The organism is Paenibacillus sp. FSL M7-0134 (assembly GCF_038007865.1).
GTDB classification, from domain to species: Bacteria; Bacillota; Bacilli; order Paenibacillales; family Paenibacillaceae; genus Paenibacillus; species Paenibacillus polymyxa_B.
Window position 1 is genome coordinate 655,144 of record NZ_JBBOXV010000002.1, and the last position, 16,879, is coordinate 672,022.

Sequence of the window (16,879 nt, forward strand, 5' to 3'; positions counted from 1 at the left end):
GTAGTGTATTGAACTAAGGGTTTAGGAGTCGAAGGTTATGAGTATGGAATATATTTTACGAATTATGAAGCCTATGCTTGAAGGGGCACAGATGACGGTTATTTTATTTTTCATCACGCTCATCTTGTCTATTCCATTGGGTTTTATCGTTACGTTGCTGGCCAAAAGCCGGATTAAGCCAATCGCTTGGCTGATGCATACGTACATTTATGTTATACGCGGCACGCCGCTATTGCTGCAATTATTGTTCTTTTGTTTTGGTCTGCCGATGTTGCCTGTCATTGGGGAGTATCTGGTATTGGACCGGACAACGGCTGCGGTACTGGCATTTGTACTGAATTATGCAGCTTATTTTGCAGAAATTTTCAGAGGCGGGATGTTGTCGATTGATAAAGGGCAATACGAGGCTTCGCAAGTGCTGGGCTTGAGCAAGTCGCAGACGCTGATTAGAGTCATTGTGCCGCAAATGGTACGGATTGCTTTGCCTGCGGTAACCAATGAGGCGACAACACTGGTAAAAGATACGGCACTACTGTATGCAGTAGCGGTACCGGAACTGCTGCATTTTGCCAATACGGCTGTAAACCGTGATTTCTCGATTGTACCTTACGTTGTAGCGGCGGTTATTTATTTGTTGTTAGCTTTGGTGCTGACGCTATTCTTCAGGGCGCTGGAAAAACGTTTTAAATTCGAGTAAAAGGAATGTCGAGATATGAATACTAATGCAATAGAAGTTACCGATTTGAAAAAATCGTTCGGCAAGCTCGACGTTCTGAAAAGAGTGAGCTTTAACGTTAAAGCGGGCGAGGTTGTAGCCGTCATCGGTCCTTCAGGTTCAGGAAAAAGTACCATGCTCCGTAGTTTGGTGCACCTGGAAGATGTGACGGGCGGGACGATCCGCATTCATGATAAAGCACTGGTGGAAAACGGTCAGTACGCTCCAGCAGGTGATATTAAGGGCATTACCACCGGGATGGGCATGGTGTTCCAGCATTTTAATCTGTTCCCTCACTTGACGGTGCAGGATAATCTGGAGCTGGCTCCGAAGCTGGTGAAAAAGGTGAGCAAGGCTGAACTGCGTCGCCAAAGCGCTGAGTTGCTGGCTAAAGTCGGATTGGCAGATAAAGCAGATGCGTATCCATCCCGACTGTCGGGGGGACAGAAGCAGCGTGTGGCGATTGCCCGGGCAATGATGATGAACCCTGATATTTTACTGTTCGACGAGCCGACCTCGGCCCTTGATCCCGAGCTGACGGGTGAGGTGCTGCGAGTTATCAAAAAGCTGGCTGAGGAACATATGACGATGGTCATCGTGACCCACGAGATGAATTTTGCGAGAGATGTGGCGGATCGTGTCATTTTTATGGATAATGGAGAAATCGCGGAATCCGGTACACCAGAGCAGATTTTTGGAAATCCGCAGCTGGAGCGGACGAAGGTATTTTTGAATCGGGTGGAGGCTTAAAAAAATAGTTGCTTGTTAGAGTGTGTGTCGGGGAGGCGCTGCGCGTGCAGATTGTTCTTTCGAACGCACATGCTTCTTCAGAACAATTCTGCCCGCTCCGCTCACCGACCACCTTTGCCGCAACAAGTTTTTAAGCAGGAAGTGTGGGAGAAGAATAAAAGCAAGGGAGATGGCAAGCGCCATCTCCTTTTTTTTGTAGTTGTAGGGTATGCGAAACGTGTAGCAACATGAGGAAATATAGAATGTAAGCTCTCAAAAAGCTGGTTTAACAAGGAGTAAAAAACCTTAATGATTCTTATGTAAAAAGTCATGACGTTAGGTATTATTATTTTTTAATCTTTACATACCTACCGAAGGTAGGTTTTAAATGATGAGAGGATGAGTCGATCATGAATAAATCTCGCAACGAAATCATCTTTACGTTAATCATCAATCTTGTATTGCCTTATTTGACTTATCGCCTGCTAATTCCGTATACGAGCAGTGTGGTGGCTCTGTCTATCGCTGCTCTTGTACCACTATGCGACTCGATCTACAGCCTTATACGGACCCGTAAAGCAGATGTGTTCTCTGGCTTTATTTTTCTTGGTCTGATTCTTGGCGTCGTGGCCGTTCTCTTGGGCGGTGATGAACGCTTTATTTTGCTACGGGAGTCTTATGTGACCGGTATTATGGGGGTGGTGTTTCTAGGTTCGCTGCTCTTTGGTCGACCATTAATTTATTATTTTGCGGAAAGATTCACAGGCCATAATCCTCAGATGAACGATAAATGGGAGAAACTTCCCCGCTATCGCTTTAATTTCCGCCTGATAACGGCGGTGTGGGGACTCAGCCTGCTGCTGGAAGCCTTCATCAAAGTAGTGCTGGTATACTCGTTGTCCATACCGACCTTTCTGGCCGTATCCTCGTTCTTCACTTACGTGATTATTGGTTTGACGATCTGGTGGAATATTGGTTTCATTAAACGAATAAAAAGACAGACAACCGGGAGGTAAAAGATTATGCAAGACAAAGCGATGAACGACAGTCTAAAAAAGCTGCTTGAGATTGCCGAAGAGATGATTATGGAGAAAGGCTGTCGGGCGACGACACTACAGGATATTGCGGATCGCAGCGGACTGACTAAAGGAGCCATTTACCATTATGTCAAAAGCAAAGATGAATTGTTCGGTATGATTCTGGAGGCGGGAATGGAGAAAACCAATCAGCGTTTTTTTGAATCTGTCGCCCGGACTCCCGCAGGACCAGAAGGAATCAAGTCCCCGCTTAACACCTTAACTGAACGGCTTCGTAACATCGGCAGTGGGGACAGCGCTACCAGCCTGATTTTTATCTATCTACTCAGCCAACAGGATAAGCCCGCCGTGGCAGGAATTCTGAAACGTTATCATGAAGCATCTATCCTCACTGCCAAAACGTGGATCGAAGTCGGACAGCAGAATGGAGCTATCCCTATTTCAATCGATGCGGACAGGACAGCTCGGATGTTCACCGTGTTCAAGAACGGACTGCAAGTTCAGCATAACATAGTGACCGATGGCGATAAAATCAACGAACTGGAAATTTACGAGTTCTTGATGAATGCGCTGGGGGGCGCAGGCAGAGGCTAGTGAGCCCCTCCATTCGTTTTGTTATCCCCGGATATTACCTTTAAATTTATATTTATTGAGGAAAAATCTAGGGATAACAGCGATCGGAACGGGTAATTTGCATGCGTAGCGGGTTCACCACCATAACTCCTCCATCATCTATCTATTACGATCAACAATTTCTTTGTCCTCGCTAAATACTTCAATCATCGTTAATGCCCCCGCCCGGTACCCGTGAATGAATGCTGCTGCGGAGTGCAGGGAAGTTGACTCGCTTAATAAATCAAACATGACTTCAATTGACTCAAACTCGACTGCTGGTAATTTGCTTTTCAACATCTCCATGAGATCACTAATTTTTTGATTCACTTTTTGAGATTCAGGGTCGGTTGAATTTATCTGTTCACTGGGACGCCAATTCCCATAATACATATCCTCCAAAATCATTTTCATCATGCCTCCTTATGAATACTGATTATTTATATAAGTTGAGCTAAAGATGTACATACGGCGCCACTACGCGGTCGGATGGTGCTTCCCATCGCTGTTGTGCCCGGATTTCTTAATCAAGCTAAGAAGGTTGAAATCCGGCCACAAAGGCGAACGCTATCGCTTGTACAGCACCATTCCGCCCACTCCGTTCTTATTCCACTTGTTATACTCTTTAAATAAATTTATGCGAAAAACGCATAAAAATCAATATGCAGTTTTCGCATGGAGTAAACTTTGCTTGGGTGATGAGCAATGTATAAGAGAATTCGCGATTTACGTGAGGACAAAGACTTAACACAACAGACCATGGCTGAATTATTACATATCTCACAAACGACCTACTCTCGATATGAAAATGGGACCTTGGACGTTCCCAGTGTCGTCTTAATCAAATTGGCAGATTTCCACAAGGTAAGTATCGACTTTATTCTTGGTCAGACAGATGATCCTGAACGTTGTACCGGTAAAAAGAATAGCATGCAAAATAAAGCTCTATGATGACCGCAGGAGCTATATTTCAATATTCTGTTATATGCTTCGTTGGGAAATATACACTTTAATAAAACGAATTTAGGAGAATCCGTCTGTCCCCATTAAGAGCTTTTGCATATGAAGGGACAACTCAAGATTTCAAGGTAAAGTTGAAGATAAATAAATTTTATGCGAAAAACGCATAAAAATCAATATGCAGTTTTCGCATGGAGTAAACTTTGCTTGGGTGATGAGCAGTGTATAAGAGAATTCGCAATTTACGTGAGGACAAAGACTTAACACAACAGAGCATGGCCGACTTTTTAGGTATCTCACAAACAACCTATTCCCGATATGAAAATGGGAATCTGGACGTCCCAAGTGTGGTCTTAATCAAATTGGCAGATTTCCACAAGGTGAGTATCGACTTTATTCTTGATCAGACAGATAATCCTAAACGTTACAGGTAAAAAGGCATAACATGCACAGCAAAAAAAGCTCCCGTGATGATTCACAGGAGGTTTTTTGCTGGAATTATTCATTAAGTCGTCCCATCATAACTGTGTTGAGGTAATTACCATCGGACAGAATTTTGTCCTTTTTTAATATGCCTTCGCTCTCAAACCCCAGTTTTTTTATACTGAATTGCACTCCTTAAAATTGACATTGGAAAAACTCCATATGGGAAACCGACGGGACTGACCCCAGTTGCCATTGGCAGCTTTTTGGTTTTAACGATATAAGTTCTTGTCTTCAGCTTGGGACAAGAACTTATATTGTTTCCGATTAGATGAATATCTAAAAAATCCGACATAAAAATAGATTCGCATATTGCTCGAATAATTAAAAGCAGCGAAGACCTTCTTCCAACGTTACGAAACTCGATTACCCTTCAACGGCTTCTATAAAATTCAAAGAGAGCTAAACATAATAGAGTTAAAGCTTTAATTTGCTAGGTTTATATGCAAGCGCTATCATTCTATAATTTACACATAAGGGAGGTAAAAGTAAAAAAACGGGATATGCACAGATAAGAGATGTGTTACAAACAGAATCAACTAACAAGCAGGTGTATGGGACAAACACAAAAATTTTAGGAGGTAGATTATGTTTAATTTTAGTAAGAAAATGATGACGGTAGTTCTTGCAGCTTCCATGAGTTTTGGGTTGTTTGCAACAACCTCAAGTGCAGCGACAGACTATTGGCAAAATTGGACCGATGGCGGTGGGACGGTCAATGCTGTTAATGGATCAGGCGGTAATTACAGCGTAACATGGAAGGATACCGGGAATTTTGTTGTCGGGAAAGGCTGGACTACTGGATCACCAAACAGAACGATTAACTACAATGCCGGTGTCTGGACGCCGTCCGGTAATGGATACTTGGCTCTCTACGGGTGGACGAAAAACTCACTCATCGAATATTATGTCGTTGATAGCTGGGGGACTTATCGACCTACCGGAACGTATAAAGGTACGGTGACCAGTGATGGGGGCACATATGACATCTACACAACAATGCGATACGACGCCCCTTCCATTGAAGGCGAAAAAACGACGTTTATTCAGTACTGGAGTGTTCGACAGTCGAAGAGACCGACCGGGGGTAACTCCACGATCACTTTCAGCAACCACGTGAAAGCATGGGCGAGCAAAGGAATGAATCTGGGGAATAGCTGGTCTTACCAGGTGTTAGCAACAGAGGGGTATCAAAGTAGTGGGAGTTCTGACGTAACGGTGTGGTAATCACTCAACCACAAGCTGTTCAACGAACAGGCGCGGTTGGGACTGTCTCACGGGATAAGCGGGTTTTGAGAGCTGTCTGATAGATAGGGTTTAAATGAATCGATCATAAGTGATTTGACTTGGTAAATTAAGCGCAAAAAAGGCACGTTTTCAGTTTTGAAAATGTGCCTTTTTTGCCATTAATTTAAAGTCGAAATGGCAAACGTAACAATGCGTGTCATCTGCTTAATTTGCGCCCTTCTTTGTCGAGAAACAACAGTTCGTAGTATTTTTTTGGTCGCCCTTTACTGTTGTCTCGTTTTTCAAATACCGTTTGTACGTATTTACTTTCTTCAATTTTGTTAAGGATACGGTTTGCACCTCTGACGGTCATGGACAGGCATTGAGCAACATCCTCAGAGGATAATTTATTTGTTCTCATGATTTCTGCGTAGGACATGATTTTTTGCAAGTTAATGTTGTTTATTCCGATAGTTTTGGCTAACGCGATGATTTCCGGGTCCCCCTGTTCAGAGAACTGTATGACATTCATACTCCGCATTGGGCCGATAACCTTCTGATCCTCGTTTATAAAAAAGCTGCAGCTGCCCGTAAAGGCTTCCGCCTGTCTGTGAGCTTTGGTGGCGTTGACGTTAGCTTGAAAATATTCATGCCCCGAGCCCCACCCGATTTTCACCTTGTCGCTTATGTATCCTTCCAGATACTCCAGCAGGGTGCAGTTATGCGCGTTAGAGGTGATTTTCATGAAATTTCCGTAGGTGGTGTATAGTCTGACAAAGCCTTCTGAAATTTGGGCCGTGTCTGCCAGATTCACGCTGCGCAGAAACCTGCCGACAAGGACTTTCAGCTCATGAAGCTGCTCTTCAGATGGCGACTCCGCCGTTTTGGCCGATAAGCATGCAACAACTGCCCTCTGGCTCTTAAGCTTGAGGATGGTAATTTCGTTGATGATCTCGCTTATGGTCTCTTTAACGTTTTCCAAAGTGGGCCGGATTAAGATATATCTGACTCCGTGCTTTTTGAGTTCTGGAACAAAGTGGCCGAACGCCGTGATGGACAGGTCTATTTTCTTGTCTTCCCACAGAGTGATATGGTTGTCGAGCATTGTTTCCACCCGTTCGAGCAGATCTCCGCTGTCAATGGGCTTTCCCTCATGAGTAAGGTATTGCTGGAATTCACTGAAGGACTCGATTATATACGCATAATCCACATAGATCCTGGATATATCAAGCCCAGGTTCTGTAACCAGCAGCCGGAAAAGTTCCCTATAAAGTAGGTTTTCATCATCCTGCAAAATGTGAACAGGTACTTTTTCATCCAGGCATTCCTTATCGATTGACTCGTAAAGCATCCTGCCACTGATCACAAATCCATCCACCGAACCTAAGTTTTTGAGATAGATGTCTGTTGTTTCCCGGAAGTTGCTGATTGTAAGAAACCTGAACTGACATAAGGGCCGCATTTCTTCTTCAATGGTACGGAAATAGTCCATATGGGTCTCAGGCGTGATAATACCCAGCTTGATTTTCATGGTAGATTCCTTTCATAAACAGTTCAATCAAAAGAGTTATATCACAATAAATGTGATATATCAATGTTCCGGCAGTATCCAAAATAGTGTTCTTAAAATGTCTTATTTTCTCTTGACATCGAATACCTTTAAAAGTACGATAAAAGTGTTCTTAAAAAGTCTTAAAATATAAAGGGGGGGATGTTCACTCTGTTCTTACGTTCATTCAATATGTGTTTTGGGAGATGTTCATTGTGATTGAAGAAGCTGGAGACTTTTTGGGTATGGCCCATCAGCTGCAGGAAAAATTGGTCATGTACAGGCATCATCTTCATGCGGTTCCGGAACTTGATTTAAGTTTGCCCAGGACAACGGCCTACGTAAAAGAGGTGTTAGAGTCGATGGGGCTTAAGCCCACTCCCGTAGGAGAGTCAGGTCTAACGGTTACGATCGGCGGACAACATACCGGGAAGGTGATTCTTATCCGGGCGGATATGGATGGGCTGCCCATTCAAGAGGAAACGGATCTTTCTTTTGCGTCGTTGAACGGAAACATGCATGCATGCGGCCACGACTTGCATACTTCCATGCTCTTGGGAGCTGCGGAGATCCTGAAGGCCAACGAAGAGCAGCTTCACGGGACGGTTAAGCTTATGTTTCAGCCGGGTGAAGAGACTCTGCACGGGGCAAAGATGATGATTGAGAATGGGATTCTCGAAAATCCTAAAGTGGATGCAGCCATGATGCTACACGTGTTGACTGGAATGCCGATTCCTGTCGGGCAATTTGTATTGCCTGAGGCCGGAGAAGCGATTTCAGCTTCTTCTGATTGGTTCGAAGTCATCATCCGCGGAAGGGGCGCACATGGAGCGATGCCTAGCGCCGCAGTAGACCCATTAAATGTAGCTGCTCATCTTCATCTGGCGCTGCAGGGAATCATAAGCCGTGAAATTTCGCCAATTGATAATGCAGTTCTTACAATTGGAGTGATGGAAGGCGGAAATACAAACAACGTGATTCCCTATACGGCCAGAATGAAAGGAAGCGTACGTTCATTTAACGCCACATTGCGGGATAAAATGGAAACCCGTATCCACGAAATTTCTGCAGGTATTGGAGAAACTTTTCAGGCAAAGGTGGAGGTGATCTATACCAGGGGATGTCCTGAGGTGCAAACGGACAACGGGCTTAACCGTCAAATGAGAACTACTATTGCAAACACCTTTGGCGCCAGTTCCTTTATCGGTATAACCCAATTGATACCCGGCGGTAAATTAATGGGATCGGAAGACTTCGCATTTGTATCACAAGCGGTGCCAAGTACCTCAGTGTTTCTTAACGCAGGCAATACCGAGGAAGGTTATGGTTACCCTGTGCACCATCCAAAGACGATGTTCTCGGATGAGGTGCTTTATAAAGGGGCTGCGGCTTACGCTGCTTTCGCCAGAGATTGGCTTGAAAGTAATAGAATAATATCTAAACAAAACTAGGAGGAATTGAAATGACAGAGAGACGTATGATTGGACCAACAAAATTTGATGAGTATTCGGTGAAGTACAAAGACTTTCTTTTAATGACACGTCGTAACGGAATCATCGAAGTACGGCTGCATACCGACGGAGGACCGTACAAGCATTCTTGGGAAGCCCATACGGCATGGTCCCATGCATGGTCAGATATTGGCCGCGACCCTGAGAACGAAGTAATGATTATTTCTGGAACAGGGGATAAATGGGTTATAGGGGACCCTGATGTCTGGAATACAAAATTTATGGACTGGCCGAAGCAAAAGAAGCTCGAACAGTATCATGAATCGCTGAGACTGCTTGAGAACTTGATATTCTGCATTGACATCCCTACAATCGGAGCGATCAATGGCCCGGGAACGCACTGTGAACTTGCAACTCTCTGTGATATTACCATTTGTACAGAAGACGCGGACTTTTTTGATCCGCATTATCTGGGAGGCACACCTCCCGGAGATGGAATGTTACTCACGCTGCAGAACATGATCGGTTTCAAGAAAGCAGCATACTACGCATACACCGGCAAGAATATCAATGGTCAAACCGCATTGGACCTGGGCATCGTTAGTGAAGTCCTGCCCCGCGAAAAGCTTCTTCCCCGCGCATGGGAGCTTGCGGAGATGATTATGCAGGCACCGCGTTCAACGAGACATCTGTCCCATTCCATTATATCCCGTCCATGGAAACAAGCCCTGGTCAGTGATCAAGGGTTCCAGCTTGCCCACCAAATGTATGACATGGCCATTGATGAAGAAGGAGCTCTGGAGCGGCTGAAAAAAATGCAAGGACGTCTAATGGGCAAAGATGTTCAATAGAGATATGGCGGGACCTACACGATTCGAAGAATACTCGGAGAAGTACAAGGACTTGTTCTTCATGACCCGCCGTGACGGCATACTCGAAGTACGTATGCACACTCACGGGGGACCGCTTCAATTTGACTGGATGGCTCAAACTGCATATGGCAATGTATGGTCAGATGTTGGCCGTGACCCTGAGAATGAGGTGATGATTCTTACAGGGACAGGAGATTTGTGGCAAATAGGCAATCCTGAAGTCTGGACAACAAAATTCATGGATTGGCCGAATAGCCGGAAACTGGATTTCTATCATGAATCGCTCAGAATGATTGAAAATATGATCTATTGCATCGGCATTCCCACCATTGGGGCGATCAATGGCACAGGCTCACACTGGCAAATGGGAACGCTTTGTGATATTACCATTTGTGCTGAAGGCACAGAGTTTTTCGATGCTCATTACCTAGGCGGTGTACCGCCTGGAGATGGAATCGTCTTAGCACTTCAAAATATACTGGGAATCAAGAAAGCGGCATTTTGCGCATACACGGGTATGAATATTAATGCACAAGCGGCATTAGACCTCGGTCTGGTTAGTGAGGTACTGCCTCGTGAAAAGCTTCTTCCACGTGCGTGGGAACTGGCAGAGATGATCATGCAGGCACCTCGCTTTGTAAGACATCTTACTCATTCGATTGTGTCGCACACATGGAAAAAAGCCCTTGCCAACGATCAAGGTCTCCAGCTTACTCACCAATTGTATGACATGGCCATTGATGAAGAGGGTGTTCTTGAGAGGCTGATGAAAATCAAGGAACGTTTTCAGAGGAACGAGCGATAGTTTAAACGATGCCGAACGTTTATATTGGTCAAGCAGCAGGAAGATCTTATGCCAAAGAAAACTGAAAACTGAGAAAGGATGTAAGGGTGCTATGAAATCTTTGACAGAACTCTATAAGGTTGGCAGTGGACCATTCAGCCCCCATACAATGGGGCCGGAGAAAGCCGCCAGAATCTTCAAATCAGAAAATGAGGATGCCGAACGATTCAAGGCATTGATTTATGGTTCCCTTGCAAAAACAGGCAAAGGCCATATGACGGACAAGGCCATTATTAAAGCACTGTCACCATTTCCAACGGAGATTGAATTTGTTCCACACGCAGATTTTATTCTGCCCCATCCCAATACCATTGATTTTTTTGCTTACAAAGACGGGCGGCAAACAACATCCATGCGTGCTGTAAGTATCGGCGGCGGGGACATCGTTATTGAGGGACGGGAGGAGATGCTGGCGCCCGATGTCTATAGGGAGAATAGTTTTGTATAAATTAGTAAAATTTGTAAAGATAACAATATCCGCCTAAGCGATTACGTCGAGCAGTGTGAAGGCAAACAGATATGGGATTTTTTCTATGGGATTTGGGAAGCGATGAAGCATTCGGTCAACGAGGGGCTTTCAGTCACAGGTATTCTGGAAGGCGGTCTCCATGAGAACGCAAGGCGCAATTTCTTTATAATCAGCGGCATATTGATGAGAGCCCGGAGACGCGGGAAAACAGGATTGTCAGCGCATATGCTTTCGCGGTCAGCGAACAAAATGCCGCCGCCGGTGCAATCGTAACGGCCCCGACCTGTGGGGCCAGTGGTGTCATGCCGGCCGCGCTCCTTTATATGCAGCAAAAGAAGCATGTCTCGGACGAACAGATCCCCCGGGCTCTGGCAGTAGGCGGGCTCATTGGCAATCTGGTCAAGCAGAACGCCTCCATCAGCGGTGCTAAATGCGGCTGCCAGGGGGAGGTTGGCACTGCTTGCTCTATGGCATCGGCTGCACTGGCAGATCTGTCTGATATGGGTATCGACCAGATTGAGTATGCAGCGGAGGTTGCGTTGGAGCACCATTTGAGGTTGACCTGTGATCCTATTAACGGACTTGTTCAGATCCCTTGCATCGAGCGGAACGCCGTGTGGCTGAAAAGCCTGTGCAAACATTGGGCCGCAAGCGAGATCACACGCGGGATGATAAAATCCTTGAGGCGACAATCGACATCCTCGCCGATACGAGTTTCGATGGTATGACAATGGACATGGTCGCGGCTCGAGCAAAGGCTGGGAAGGCGACGGTTTACCGCCGCTGGTCTTCCAAGGCGGAGTTAGTCCGAAACGCCTTGGCCTGGATGAATCGAAATCATCTTGAGCTCGAAAGCTTGCCTGATACAGGAACCTTGCGCGAAGATCTCCTCGTGCTTTTGAAGCCGCAATCGATCGCGGAAGAAGAACGAAAATTTCGAGTCTTAGCGGGTCTAGGCTCCTTTTTGCAGCATCCGGAATTTGCCGAAGCAGGAACAGCCGGGATTTTCGAGCCATGGGTTGTTGTGAACCGCGAGCTTATGAACCGAGCCGTCGTCCGCGGTGAAATTCCCGCTCACGCGGACATTGAGATGGCTTGCCAGGTCATTACTTCAATGGCTTCCTTTCGCGGACTCATCCAGCGCAAACCGTTCGACAAGCCTTTCTTCACAGCGCTAATCGATGGCATTCTACTGCCTGCACTCAAAAACCCGCAAACAGCTCCAAATATCATGGACAGATGATGACGAGGCGCTTACCAGAAGAATCTACAAGGTGGATCAATCACAGAAATGATTCAACTAACGGGAAACAATATTTGAATTTAGAACAGGGTTTGAAAAGTGAAATATAAGGGATTAGGAGGCACGGGTTTGCTCGTTTCGAAGTTTGCGCTGGGAACGATGATCTTCAGAGGTAAGAACTTTCCGATGAGTGTGGCGATGGGGGCGCTGAATAAGCAAGATCGTGCAGGTAGGGGGCATTTTCCTTTTTTAAATGACAATTGCCCTTATTCCCCGTCCACGTACCTAAAAAAGGCAGGATCGGGGAGTGTCCTTATCCTGCCTTCTTGGGTGTTATATGTTTTCTACTGTACTAACTTATCCAATTCTGGCTGCAATTTGGTCCGCAAAACATACAACATGATGGCACCAACAAGGAATGCGACCGCATCCGCAATGACAAGCGACCAGACCACCCCGTGGAAGCCGTTCATTTGATTGGCGATAAACAACACAGGAATCAGAGTAACTCCTTGAATAACTGACATAATAAACGCGGCAGTTCCTTGCGCTGAAGCTTGGAAGATCCCGGTAAACAATGTGGTCATTCCTGTAATGAACAAGGATAGGAACGTCACATGTAAAATGTAGCTGCCCATTCCAATTAATTGCAAGTCATTTGTAAATAAACCAATTAAGTGGTCGGAAATCAAATAGACGATGATGCCGAATACGGCTGCTAACGCCACAATCACTTTGATCGTAAATCCAATGGTATGCTTCATGCGTAATTTATTCGCTGTGAAAGAGAAGGCAATCAACGGCACGACTCCCTCGCATAAGCCCATCAGAATAAACTCAGGAAATTGCAATAAACGTGATGAAATTCCGTAAGCCGCTACGGCCTGATCCCCGTATTCGACAAGAAAATGGTTAAAGATGAGCGACATTGCACCCAAAAAGATACTCATAATAAAGACGGGAACTCCGATTTTGAATACATTGCTCAGAATGTCCTTGGTAGCCTTGAACCATTTTACGGAGACGGTTAAGAATTGGCTCTTATATCCCATATGGAAGGCGTAGAATGCACTCGCAACCAAGTTAGAAATGACCGTAGCAGACGCAACGCCGATCACATCCCAATGGAGCACGAAGATGACTAACGCGTCGAGAATAATATTTATAACAACACTGAGAATCATACCGATCATCGACGTGATTGCTGCACCCTCCGAACGCACGATATTCTCCAGTGTGAAGAATAATACGACGAATGGTGAGCCAATAAGCATAATCGTGACATAGTCCTTCGTGAATCCGAAGGAGCCAGACGTTGCTCCCAGGCCATGAACGATTGGATTGATCAACGGGAGACCTACGGCCATCACGATAAGACCGAGAATTAAACTGCTGTAAAAGGCGAATGAAGACACATGCTTTACCTCATCATATTTTTTCTCACCTAGCAAACGGGAGATGAATGTACCGCTACCCATGCCAATCAAATTGCCTAGCGCCATAATGATTGCGAATAACGGCAGGGTTAGTGCAAGTGCGGTTAACATAGCAGTATTGTGAAGTGTACCAAGAAAATAGGCATTCAAGATGGAATAAATGACACTCATTGACGTGCCTAGCATCATTGGTATAGCGAAGTGAGCTACGGCTTTTGCGACCGGTGCTTTTTCAAAGTAATGGAGGTTTTCTGCATCCATGCGGATCACTACTTTCTTTATTTATTTTGCCTTTCAGTCTAACACTGTTAGTTTGTACCTTACAATGTTAGATGGTATCATGAACCAATGAACCTGTAAAGCATAAACTTACACTGTTAGATAAAAGGGCGGATGACAATGAAAAAGCAGCAACCTCAGATTTCGGAGGATAAGATTTTGGAAACCTCGTGGGAGCTTCTTGGAGAGGAGGGCATCGAGAAATTAAGCATGAGACGATTGGCCGACAGGTTAGGGATTCAGGCTCCCTCTTTGTACTGGTACTTCAAGAGCAAACAGCATCTCTACCAGCGTCTGGCCAACCAGGTATCAAAAATGATTCTGGAAGAGTTCCACTCCGAGGGGGAATGGAAGGAGCAGCTAACGGGGCTTGCAGTAACGGTACGGAGCGTGCTCAGCCGATATCCTTGCTCCACGCAGCTCATGATGATGACGCTGCCCCACGAACCGGACATCATCCGGTTCACCAACCGTATGCTGCTCTGCGTGGAATCGACGCCGCTTGAGCAAGAGCAGAAAATGCAAGTAGTTACTACGCTTGTGAACTATGTCTTCTATTTCGTTCTAGACGATTATCAGCATGAGCGTAATGTCTCCGCTATCCTCAAGGACCAGGGAGCACTTCCGGGTGAGGAGATGATTCACCTTCTGAATTCCATGAGCGAGACAGAAGTGGGACTATTCCGGAGGATGTTCACGAACGGGCTGTTCGAGCTGATGGGGACCGACGGAGCGTTTGAGTTCGGATTGAAGCTGATTCTGTTGGGGGTGGAGCAGGTGATAAAGGAGCAGGAAAGTAGTATGTAAAAACCGCCCATCCGGTTATTGGATGGCGGTTTCAATTAGGTTATGTTTACCCTAAATTGTTAGTGAATTTATAATCTTCTGCCTGTCTTTTTTCCTTTGTAAACGTGATTTACTTGTATTAATCATCAAGACAGGAAATATGTATCTTCAACTCAATTACTAAGTATAAAACCAAACGAGTACGTTATTTATACAAGGAACCATAGAATGGCCGGATATGTATAATATCGCCGAGCACTTCAAGCGTGTACCTGCGATTAGGTTTGCTGAAATCAAAGGAACTGATCATATGCTTGTCCTTACTCATGCGGAAGAACTAGCAACTAGCATCCGACAGTTTTGTCACAGGTGAGAACCATCCGTGAATAGATCGGGTATCTCTTGAATCAAAGTATTATAATGAGGTGATAAGAAGTTTTGAACCTTAAGAGCAACCCGGAAGAAACATCTTGGTGCTTGGAAGCGGCGGATGAGTGAAAAGCGTTTGTTTACAGATAACATCAACACGATGTCTCTTAAGCATGTCTATACCAAGACCTTACATTCGGAGCAGTTGAATTGACGTACCGCCTATCAAAAGAAGATTAACGCTTTTCACCAAAAATCAGGAAGTGTTTATTGAATTAAAGGGACACGTTAGTTCAATAAAACAGCGGCAGGCTCAGACTGATAAAAATAAAGTCCGAGCCTGCCGCTGTTTTATATTGGAGCCAGTCATATAATTATAATCCGGAGCCTGACGGTAAACTATACCCAGCTACCTTGTATCCCACAGACGGTTCTTGCGAGCTGTTACTCTGAAAATAAAGCATCCGTTGCAACCGGATGAAGGATAGGCAGTGGCTGAAGGGAGATGGTCCGGTCGAGATGAACAAACGCATCATAACGATCCGTCATGCTGGAAGGCACATAATTGCCGAAGCTTTATTGGCTTACTAACACAATCGGGTCGTCAACGCGGATATATTATGAAAATTCACATTCTCTGCCGCCATTAGGCTATATAAAAGTACCAACTGGGGTTGCACTATTCCGTGTTTCCTTTTAAAAGATATCCGTCGACAATGAAACCCGAACCAGGGAAATTATCTTTAGGAAAGGTCACGATCGCGCATGTTTGATCTTCATCATAATTTTGCGTTACTCTCGCCCAGAAGGTTGACGATCCTGTACGTAAGAGAATGGAGGCCTCCTTCTGTTTTCACATATAAGCAGATAACATACGAATGGTTGGCATTGTACTTATAACGTCTGGCCGGCCACCGTGAGATTCAACCATTTCTACTTCAATGATTTCTCCGGTTTGTACAAGAGATTTGATGACGTTTCCGCAAGTCGCCACGCTTAAACCGGTAATGTTAGAGACCGATGAAGTTGTTCCATGCTGCATCGACTTTAACTTTTTTTACCAATTATATATTAAATTGTTAACTCGAATCGAGTTGTGTGGTAGATTTGGCAACTTGATCCTTATTTTTATATAAGTTATTATAAGTCATATAATATTAGATAATAAAAAGAATGTTAGGTATAAAGTCAGACGAAAGGGAGTGCTTGAGTGACTTTAAAAGAGCAATTGAGAAGCGGAGAAATGTACAACGATTATTCGGAGGCGTGTAGTGCTGCAAGACACAAAGCGTCTAAATTAACCAAGCTGTACAATAACAGCGATGATAAGCAGGAAAGAAAAGAAATCTTAGACAAGCTGCTAGAGAAATGCGGAGAAGACGTCCATTTTGCGAATGATTTTCGCTGTGAATTTGGGTTCAACATTACGATTGGCAATCACTTTTTCGCAAATTATGATTGCGTGATTTTGGATTGCGCGGAAGTTATGATTGGTAATGATGTTTTGTTCGGGCCTCGAGTTGGAATCTATTGCGCGAATCATGCAACAGATGCCGTTGAACGCAGAAATGGTGGTTGTTATGCGAAACCAGTAACCATAGGAGACGATGTATGGATCGGCGCCGGTGTTCATATTAATCCTGGAGTCTCAATCGGTAGCAATTCGATCATTGGTTCCGGGAGTGTCGTAACTAAAAACATCCCGGCTAATGTTATAGCTGCCGGTAATCCCTGCCGAGTGATTCGAGCTATTACCGAAGCCGATAAAACCGGATTTATGGATGCATGACAAAACCGATAGGTGGGATCATAAAAGAA

General features: G+C 44.9%; 18 protein-coding genes and 1 pseudogene. 15 read left to right on the forward strand and 4 right to left on the reverse strand.

Going from position 1 to position 16,879, the window contains the following annotated elements; translation table 11 throughout:
* Positions 1 to 37 precede the first annotated feature (37 nt).
* From NSQ58_RS18690 to NSQ58_RS18705, 4 genes are all read left to right on the forward strand, one after another.
* A complete protein-coding gene (locus NSQ58_RS18690; protein WP_023987212.1) occupies positions 38 to 697 on the forward strand; it encodes an amino acid ABC transporter permease in 660 nt (219 codons plus the stop codon).
* A 15-nt stretch (positions 698 to 712) separates the two neighbouring features.
* Entirely contained in the window at positions 713 to 1,465 is a 753-nt protein-coding gene (locus NSQ58_RS18695) for an amino acid ABC transporter ATP-binding protein (protein WP_025683111.1), read from the forward strand.
* Positions 1,466 to 1,854: 389 nt separating this feature from the next.
* Positions 1,855 to 2,460, forward strand: coding sequence for a VC0807 family protein (locus NSQ58_RS18700; protein ID WP_053324732.1), 606 nt, complete (start codon positions 1,855 to 1,857; stop codon positions 2,458 to 2,460).
* A 6-nt stretch (positions 2,461 to 2,466) separates the two neighbouring features.
* Positions 2,467 to 3,075 carry a TetR/AcrR family transcriptional regulator gene (locus NSQ58_RS18705; protein ID WP_023987215.1) on the forward strand — a complete coding sequence of 203 codons (609 nt, stop codon included), beginning with the start codon at positions 2,467 to 2,469 and terminating at the stop codon, positions 3,073 to 3,075.
* Positions 3,076 to 3,213: 138 nt separating this feature from the next.
* Here the strand turns inward: NSQ58_RS18705 and NSQ58_RS18710 are convergent, their stop codons facing one another.
* The gene (locus NSQ58_RS18710) at positions 3,214 to 3,501 is read right to left on the reverse strand and encodes a DUF6809 family protein (protein WP_023987216.1); all 288 of its coding nucleotides are present in this window, start codon (positions 3,499 to 3,501) and stop codon (positions 3,214 to 3,216) included.
* Positions 3,502 to 3,798: 297 nt separating this feature from the next.
* Here NSQ58_RS18710 and NSQ58_RS18715 point away from each other — a divergent pair, with 297 nt between their 5' ends.
* On the forward strand, positions 3,799 to 4,044 hold the full coding sequence (locus tag NSQ58_RS18715) for a helix-turn-helix domain-containing protein (RefSeq protein ID WP_023987217.1): 246 nt from the start codon (positions 3,799 to 3,801) through the stop codon (positions 4,042 to 4,044).
* Positions 4,045 to 4,274: 230 nt separating this feature from the next.
* Positions 4,275 to 4,487, forward strand: coding sequence for a helix-turn-helix domain-containing protein (locus NSQ58_RS18720; RefSeq protein ID WP_023987218.1), 213 nt, complete (start codon positions 4,275 to 4,277; stop codon positions 4,485 to 4,487).
* A gap of 64 nt (positions 4,488 to 4,551) precedes the next feature.
* Here NSQ58_RS18720 and NSQ58_RS18725 read toward each other — a convergent pair.
* Positions 4,552 to 4,653: pseudogene (locus NSQ58_RS18725) on the reverse strand (GNAT family N-acetyltransferase); the annotation flags it as partial.
* Positions 4,654 to 5,124: 471 nt separating this feature from the next.
* On the opposite strand from NSQ58_RS18725, the gene NSQ58_RS18730 reads away from it, so the two are divergent.
* Complete coding sequence (locus NSQ58_RS18730) at positions 5,125 to 5,763, forward strand: glycoside hydrolase family 11 protein (protein WP_341057997.1); 639 nt, start codon at positions 5,125 to 5,127, stop codon at positions 5,761 to 5,763.
* 217 nt (positions 5,764 to 5,980) lie between these two features.
* Here the strand turns inward: NSQ58_RS18730 and NSQ58_RS18735 are convergent, their stop codons facing one another.
* Positions 5,981 to 7,294, reverse strand: a complete 1,314-nt coding sequence (locus NSQ58_RS18735; protein ID WP_076295759.1) for a transcriptional regulator — start codon at positions 7,292 to 7,294, stop codon at positions 5,981 to 5,983.
* A gap of 224 nt (positions 7,295 to 7,518) precedes the next feature.
* On the opposite strand from NSQ58_RS18735, the gene NSQ58_RS18740 reads away from it, so the two are divergent.
* The 6 genes from NSQ58_RS18740 (at position 7,519) to NSQ58_RS18765 (ending at position 12,191) form a co-directional block, all read left to right on the forward strand.
* Entirely contained in the window at positions 7,519 to 8,763 is a 1,245-nt protein-coding gene (locus tag NSQ58_RS18740) for a M20 metallopeptidase family protein (protein WP_341057998.1), read from the forward strand.
* Between the two features lie 11 nt (positions 8,764 to 8,774).
* A complete protein-coding gene (locus tag NSQ58_RS18745) occupies positions 8,775 to 9,614 on the forward strand; it encodes an enoyl-CoA hydratase/isomerase family protein (protein ID WP_341057999.1) in 840 nt (279 codons plus the stop codon).
* Positions 9,604 to 10,440, forward strand: coding sequence for an enoyl-CoA hydratase/isomerase family protein (locus NSQ58_RS18750; RefSeq protein ID WP_341058000.1), 837 nt, complete (start codon positions 9,604 to 9,606; stop codon positions 10,438 to 10,440). The genes NSQ58_RS18745 and NSQ58_RS18750 overlap by 11 nt, the downstream gene beginning before the upstream one ends.
* A gap of 91 nt (positions 10,441 to 10,531) precedes the next feature.
* A complete protein-coding gene (locus NSQ58_RS18755) occupies positions 10,532 to 10,927 on the forward strand; it encodes a serine dehydratase beta chain (protein ID WP_023987224.1) in 396 nt (131 codons plus the stop codon).
* 287 nt (positions 10,928 to 11,214) lie between these two features.
* Positions 11,215 to 11,676 carry an L-serine ammonia-lyase, iron-sulfur-dependent, subunit beta gene (locus tag NSQ58_RS18760; protein ID WP_231118758.1) on the forward strand — a complete coding sequence of 154 codons (462 nt, stop codon included), beginning with the start codon at positions 11,215 to 11,217 and terminating at the stop codon, positions 11,674 to 11,676.
* On the forward strand, positions 11,673 to 12,191 hold the full coding sequence (locus NSQ58_RS18765; protein ID WP_196773809.1) for a TetR/AcrR family transcriptional regulator: 519 nt from the start codon (positions 11,673 to 11,675) through the stop codon (positions 12,189 to 12,191). The genes NSQ58_RS18760 and NSQ58_RS18765 overlap by 4 nt, the downstream gene beginning before the upstream one ends.
* Before the next feature lie 344 nt (positions 12,192 to 12,535).
* Here NSQ58_RS18765 and NSQ58_RS18770 read toward each other — a convergent pair whose 3' ends face one another.
* Positions 12,536 to 13,888 carry an MATE family efflux transporter gene (locus NSQ58_RS18770; RefSeq protein WP_341058002.1) on the reverse strand — a complete coding sequence of 451 codons (1,353 nt, stop codon included), beginning with the start codon at positions 13,886 to 13,888 and terminating at the stop codon, positions 12,536 to 12,538.
* 138 nt (positions 13,889 to 14,026) lie between these two features.
* Here NSQ58_RS18770 and NSQ58_RS18775 point away from each other — a divergent pair, with 138 nt between their 5' ends.
* Both NSQ58_RS18775 and NSQ58_RS18780 read left to right on the forward strand, forming a co-directional pair.
* Complete coding sequence (locus NSQ58_RS18775; RefSeq protein ID WP_028542085.1) at positions 14,027 to 14,713, forward strand: TetR/AcrR family transcriptional regulator; 687 nt, start codon at positions 14,027 to 14,029, stop codon at positions 14,711 to 14,713.
* A 1,558-nt stretch (positions 14,714 to 16,271) separates the two neighbouring features.
* The gene (locus tag NSQ58_RS18780; protein WP_023987231.1) at positions 16,272 to 16,850 is read left to right on the forward strand and encodes a sugar O-acetyltransferase; all 579 of its coding nucleotides are present in this window, start codon (positions 16,272 to 16,274) and stop codon (positions 16,848 to 16,850) included.
* Positions 16,851 to 16,879 lie beyond the last annotated feature (29 nt).

Excerpts from the sequence above, each read along its gene's own strand:
- NSQ58_RS18770 (WP_341058002.1), bottom strand. The coding sequence starts at position 13,888 with ATGGATGCAGAAAACCTCCATTACTTTGAAAAAGCACCGGTCGCAAAA.
- NSQ58_RS18745 (WP_341057999.1), top strand. The coding sequence starts at position 8,775 with ATGACAGAGAGACGTATGATTGGACCAACAAAATTTGATGAGTATTCG.
- NSQ58_RS18710 (WP_023987216.1), bottom strand. The coding sequence starts at position 3,501 with ATGATTTTGGAGGATATGTATTATGGGAATTGGCGTCCCAGTGAACAG.
- NSQ58_RS18765 (WP_196773809.1), top strand. The coding sequence starts at position 11,673 with ATGACAATGGACATGGTCGCGGCTCGAGCAAAGGCTGGGAAGGCGACG.
- NSQ58_RS18690 (WP_023987212.1), top strand. The coding sequence starts at position 38 with ATGAGTATGGAATATATTTTACGAATTATGAAGCCTATGCTTGAAGGG.
- NSQ58_RS18705 (WP_023987215.1), top strand. The coding sequence starts at position 2,467 with ATGCAAGACAAAGCGATGAACGACAGTCTAAAAAAGCTGCTTGAGATT.
- NSQ58_RS18750 (WP_341058000.1), top strand. The coding sequence starts at position 9,604 with ATGTTCAATAGAGATATGGCGGGACCTACACGATTCGAAGAATACTCG.
- NSQ58_RS18735 (WP_076295759.1), bottom strand. The coding sequence starts at position 7,294 with ATGAAAATCAAGCTGGGTATTATCACGCCTGAGACCCATATGGACTAT.
- NSQ58_RS18755 (WP_023987224.1), top strand. The coding sequence starts at position 10,532 with ATGAAATCTTTGACAGAACTCTATAAGGTTGGCAGTGGACCATTCAGC.
- NSQ58_RS18740 (WP_341057998.1), top strand. The coding sequence starts at position 7,519 with ATGTTCATTGTGATTGAAGAAGCTGGAGACTTTTTGGGTATGGCCCAT.
- NSQ58_RS18700 (WP_053324732.1), top strand. The coding sequence starts at position 1,855 with ATGAATAAATCTCGCAACGAAATCATCTTTACGTTAATCATCAATCTT.
- NSQ58_RS18775 (WP_028542085.1), top strand. The coding sequence starts at position 14,027 with ATGAAAAAGCAGCAACCTCAGATTTCGGAGGATAAGATTTTGGAAACC.
- NSQ58_RS18695 (WP_025683111.1), top strand. The coding sequence starts at position 713 with ATGAATACTAATGCAATAGAAGTTACCGATTTGAAAAAATCGTTCGGC.
- NSQ58_RS18715 (WP_023987217.1), top strand. The coding sequence starts at position 3,799 with ATGTATAAGAGAATTCGCGATTTACGTGAGGACAAAGACTTAACACAA.
- NSQ58_RS18730 (WP_341057997.1), top strand. The coding sequence starts at position 5,125 with ATGTTTAATTTTAGTAAGAAAATGATGACGGTAGTTCTTGCAGCTTCC.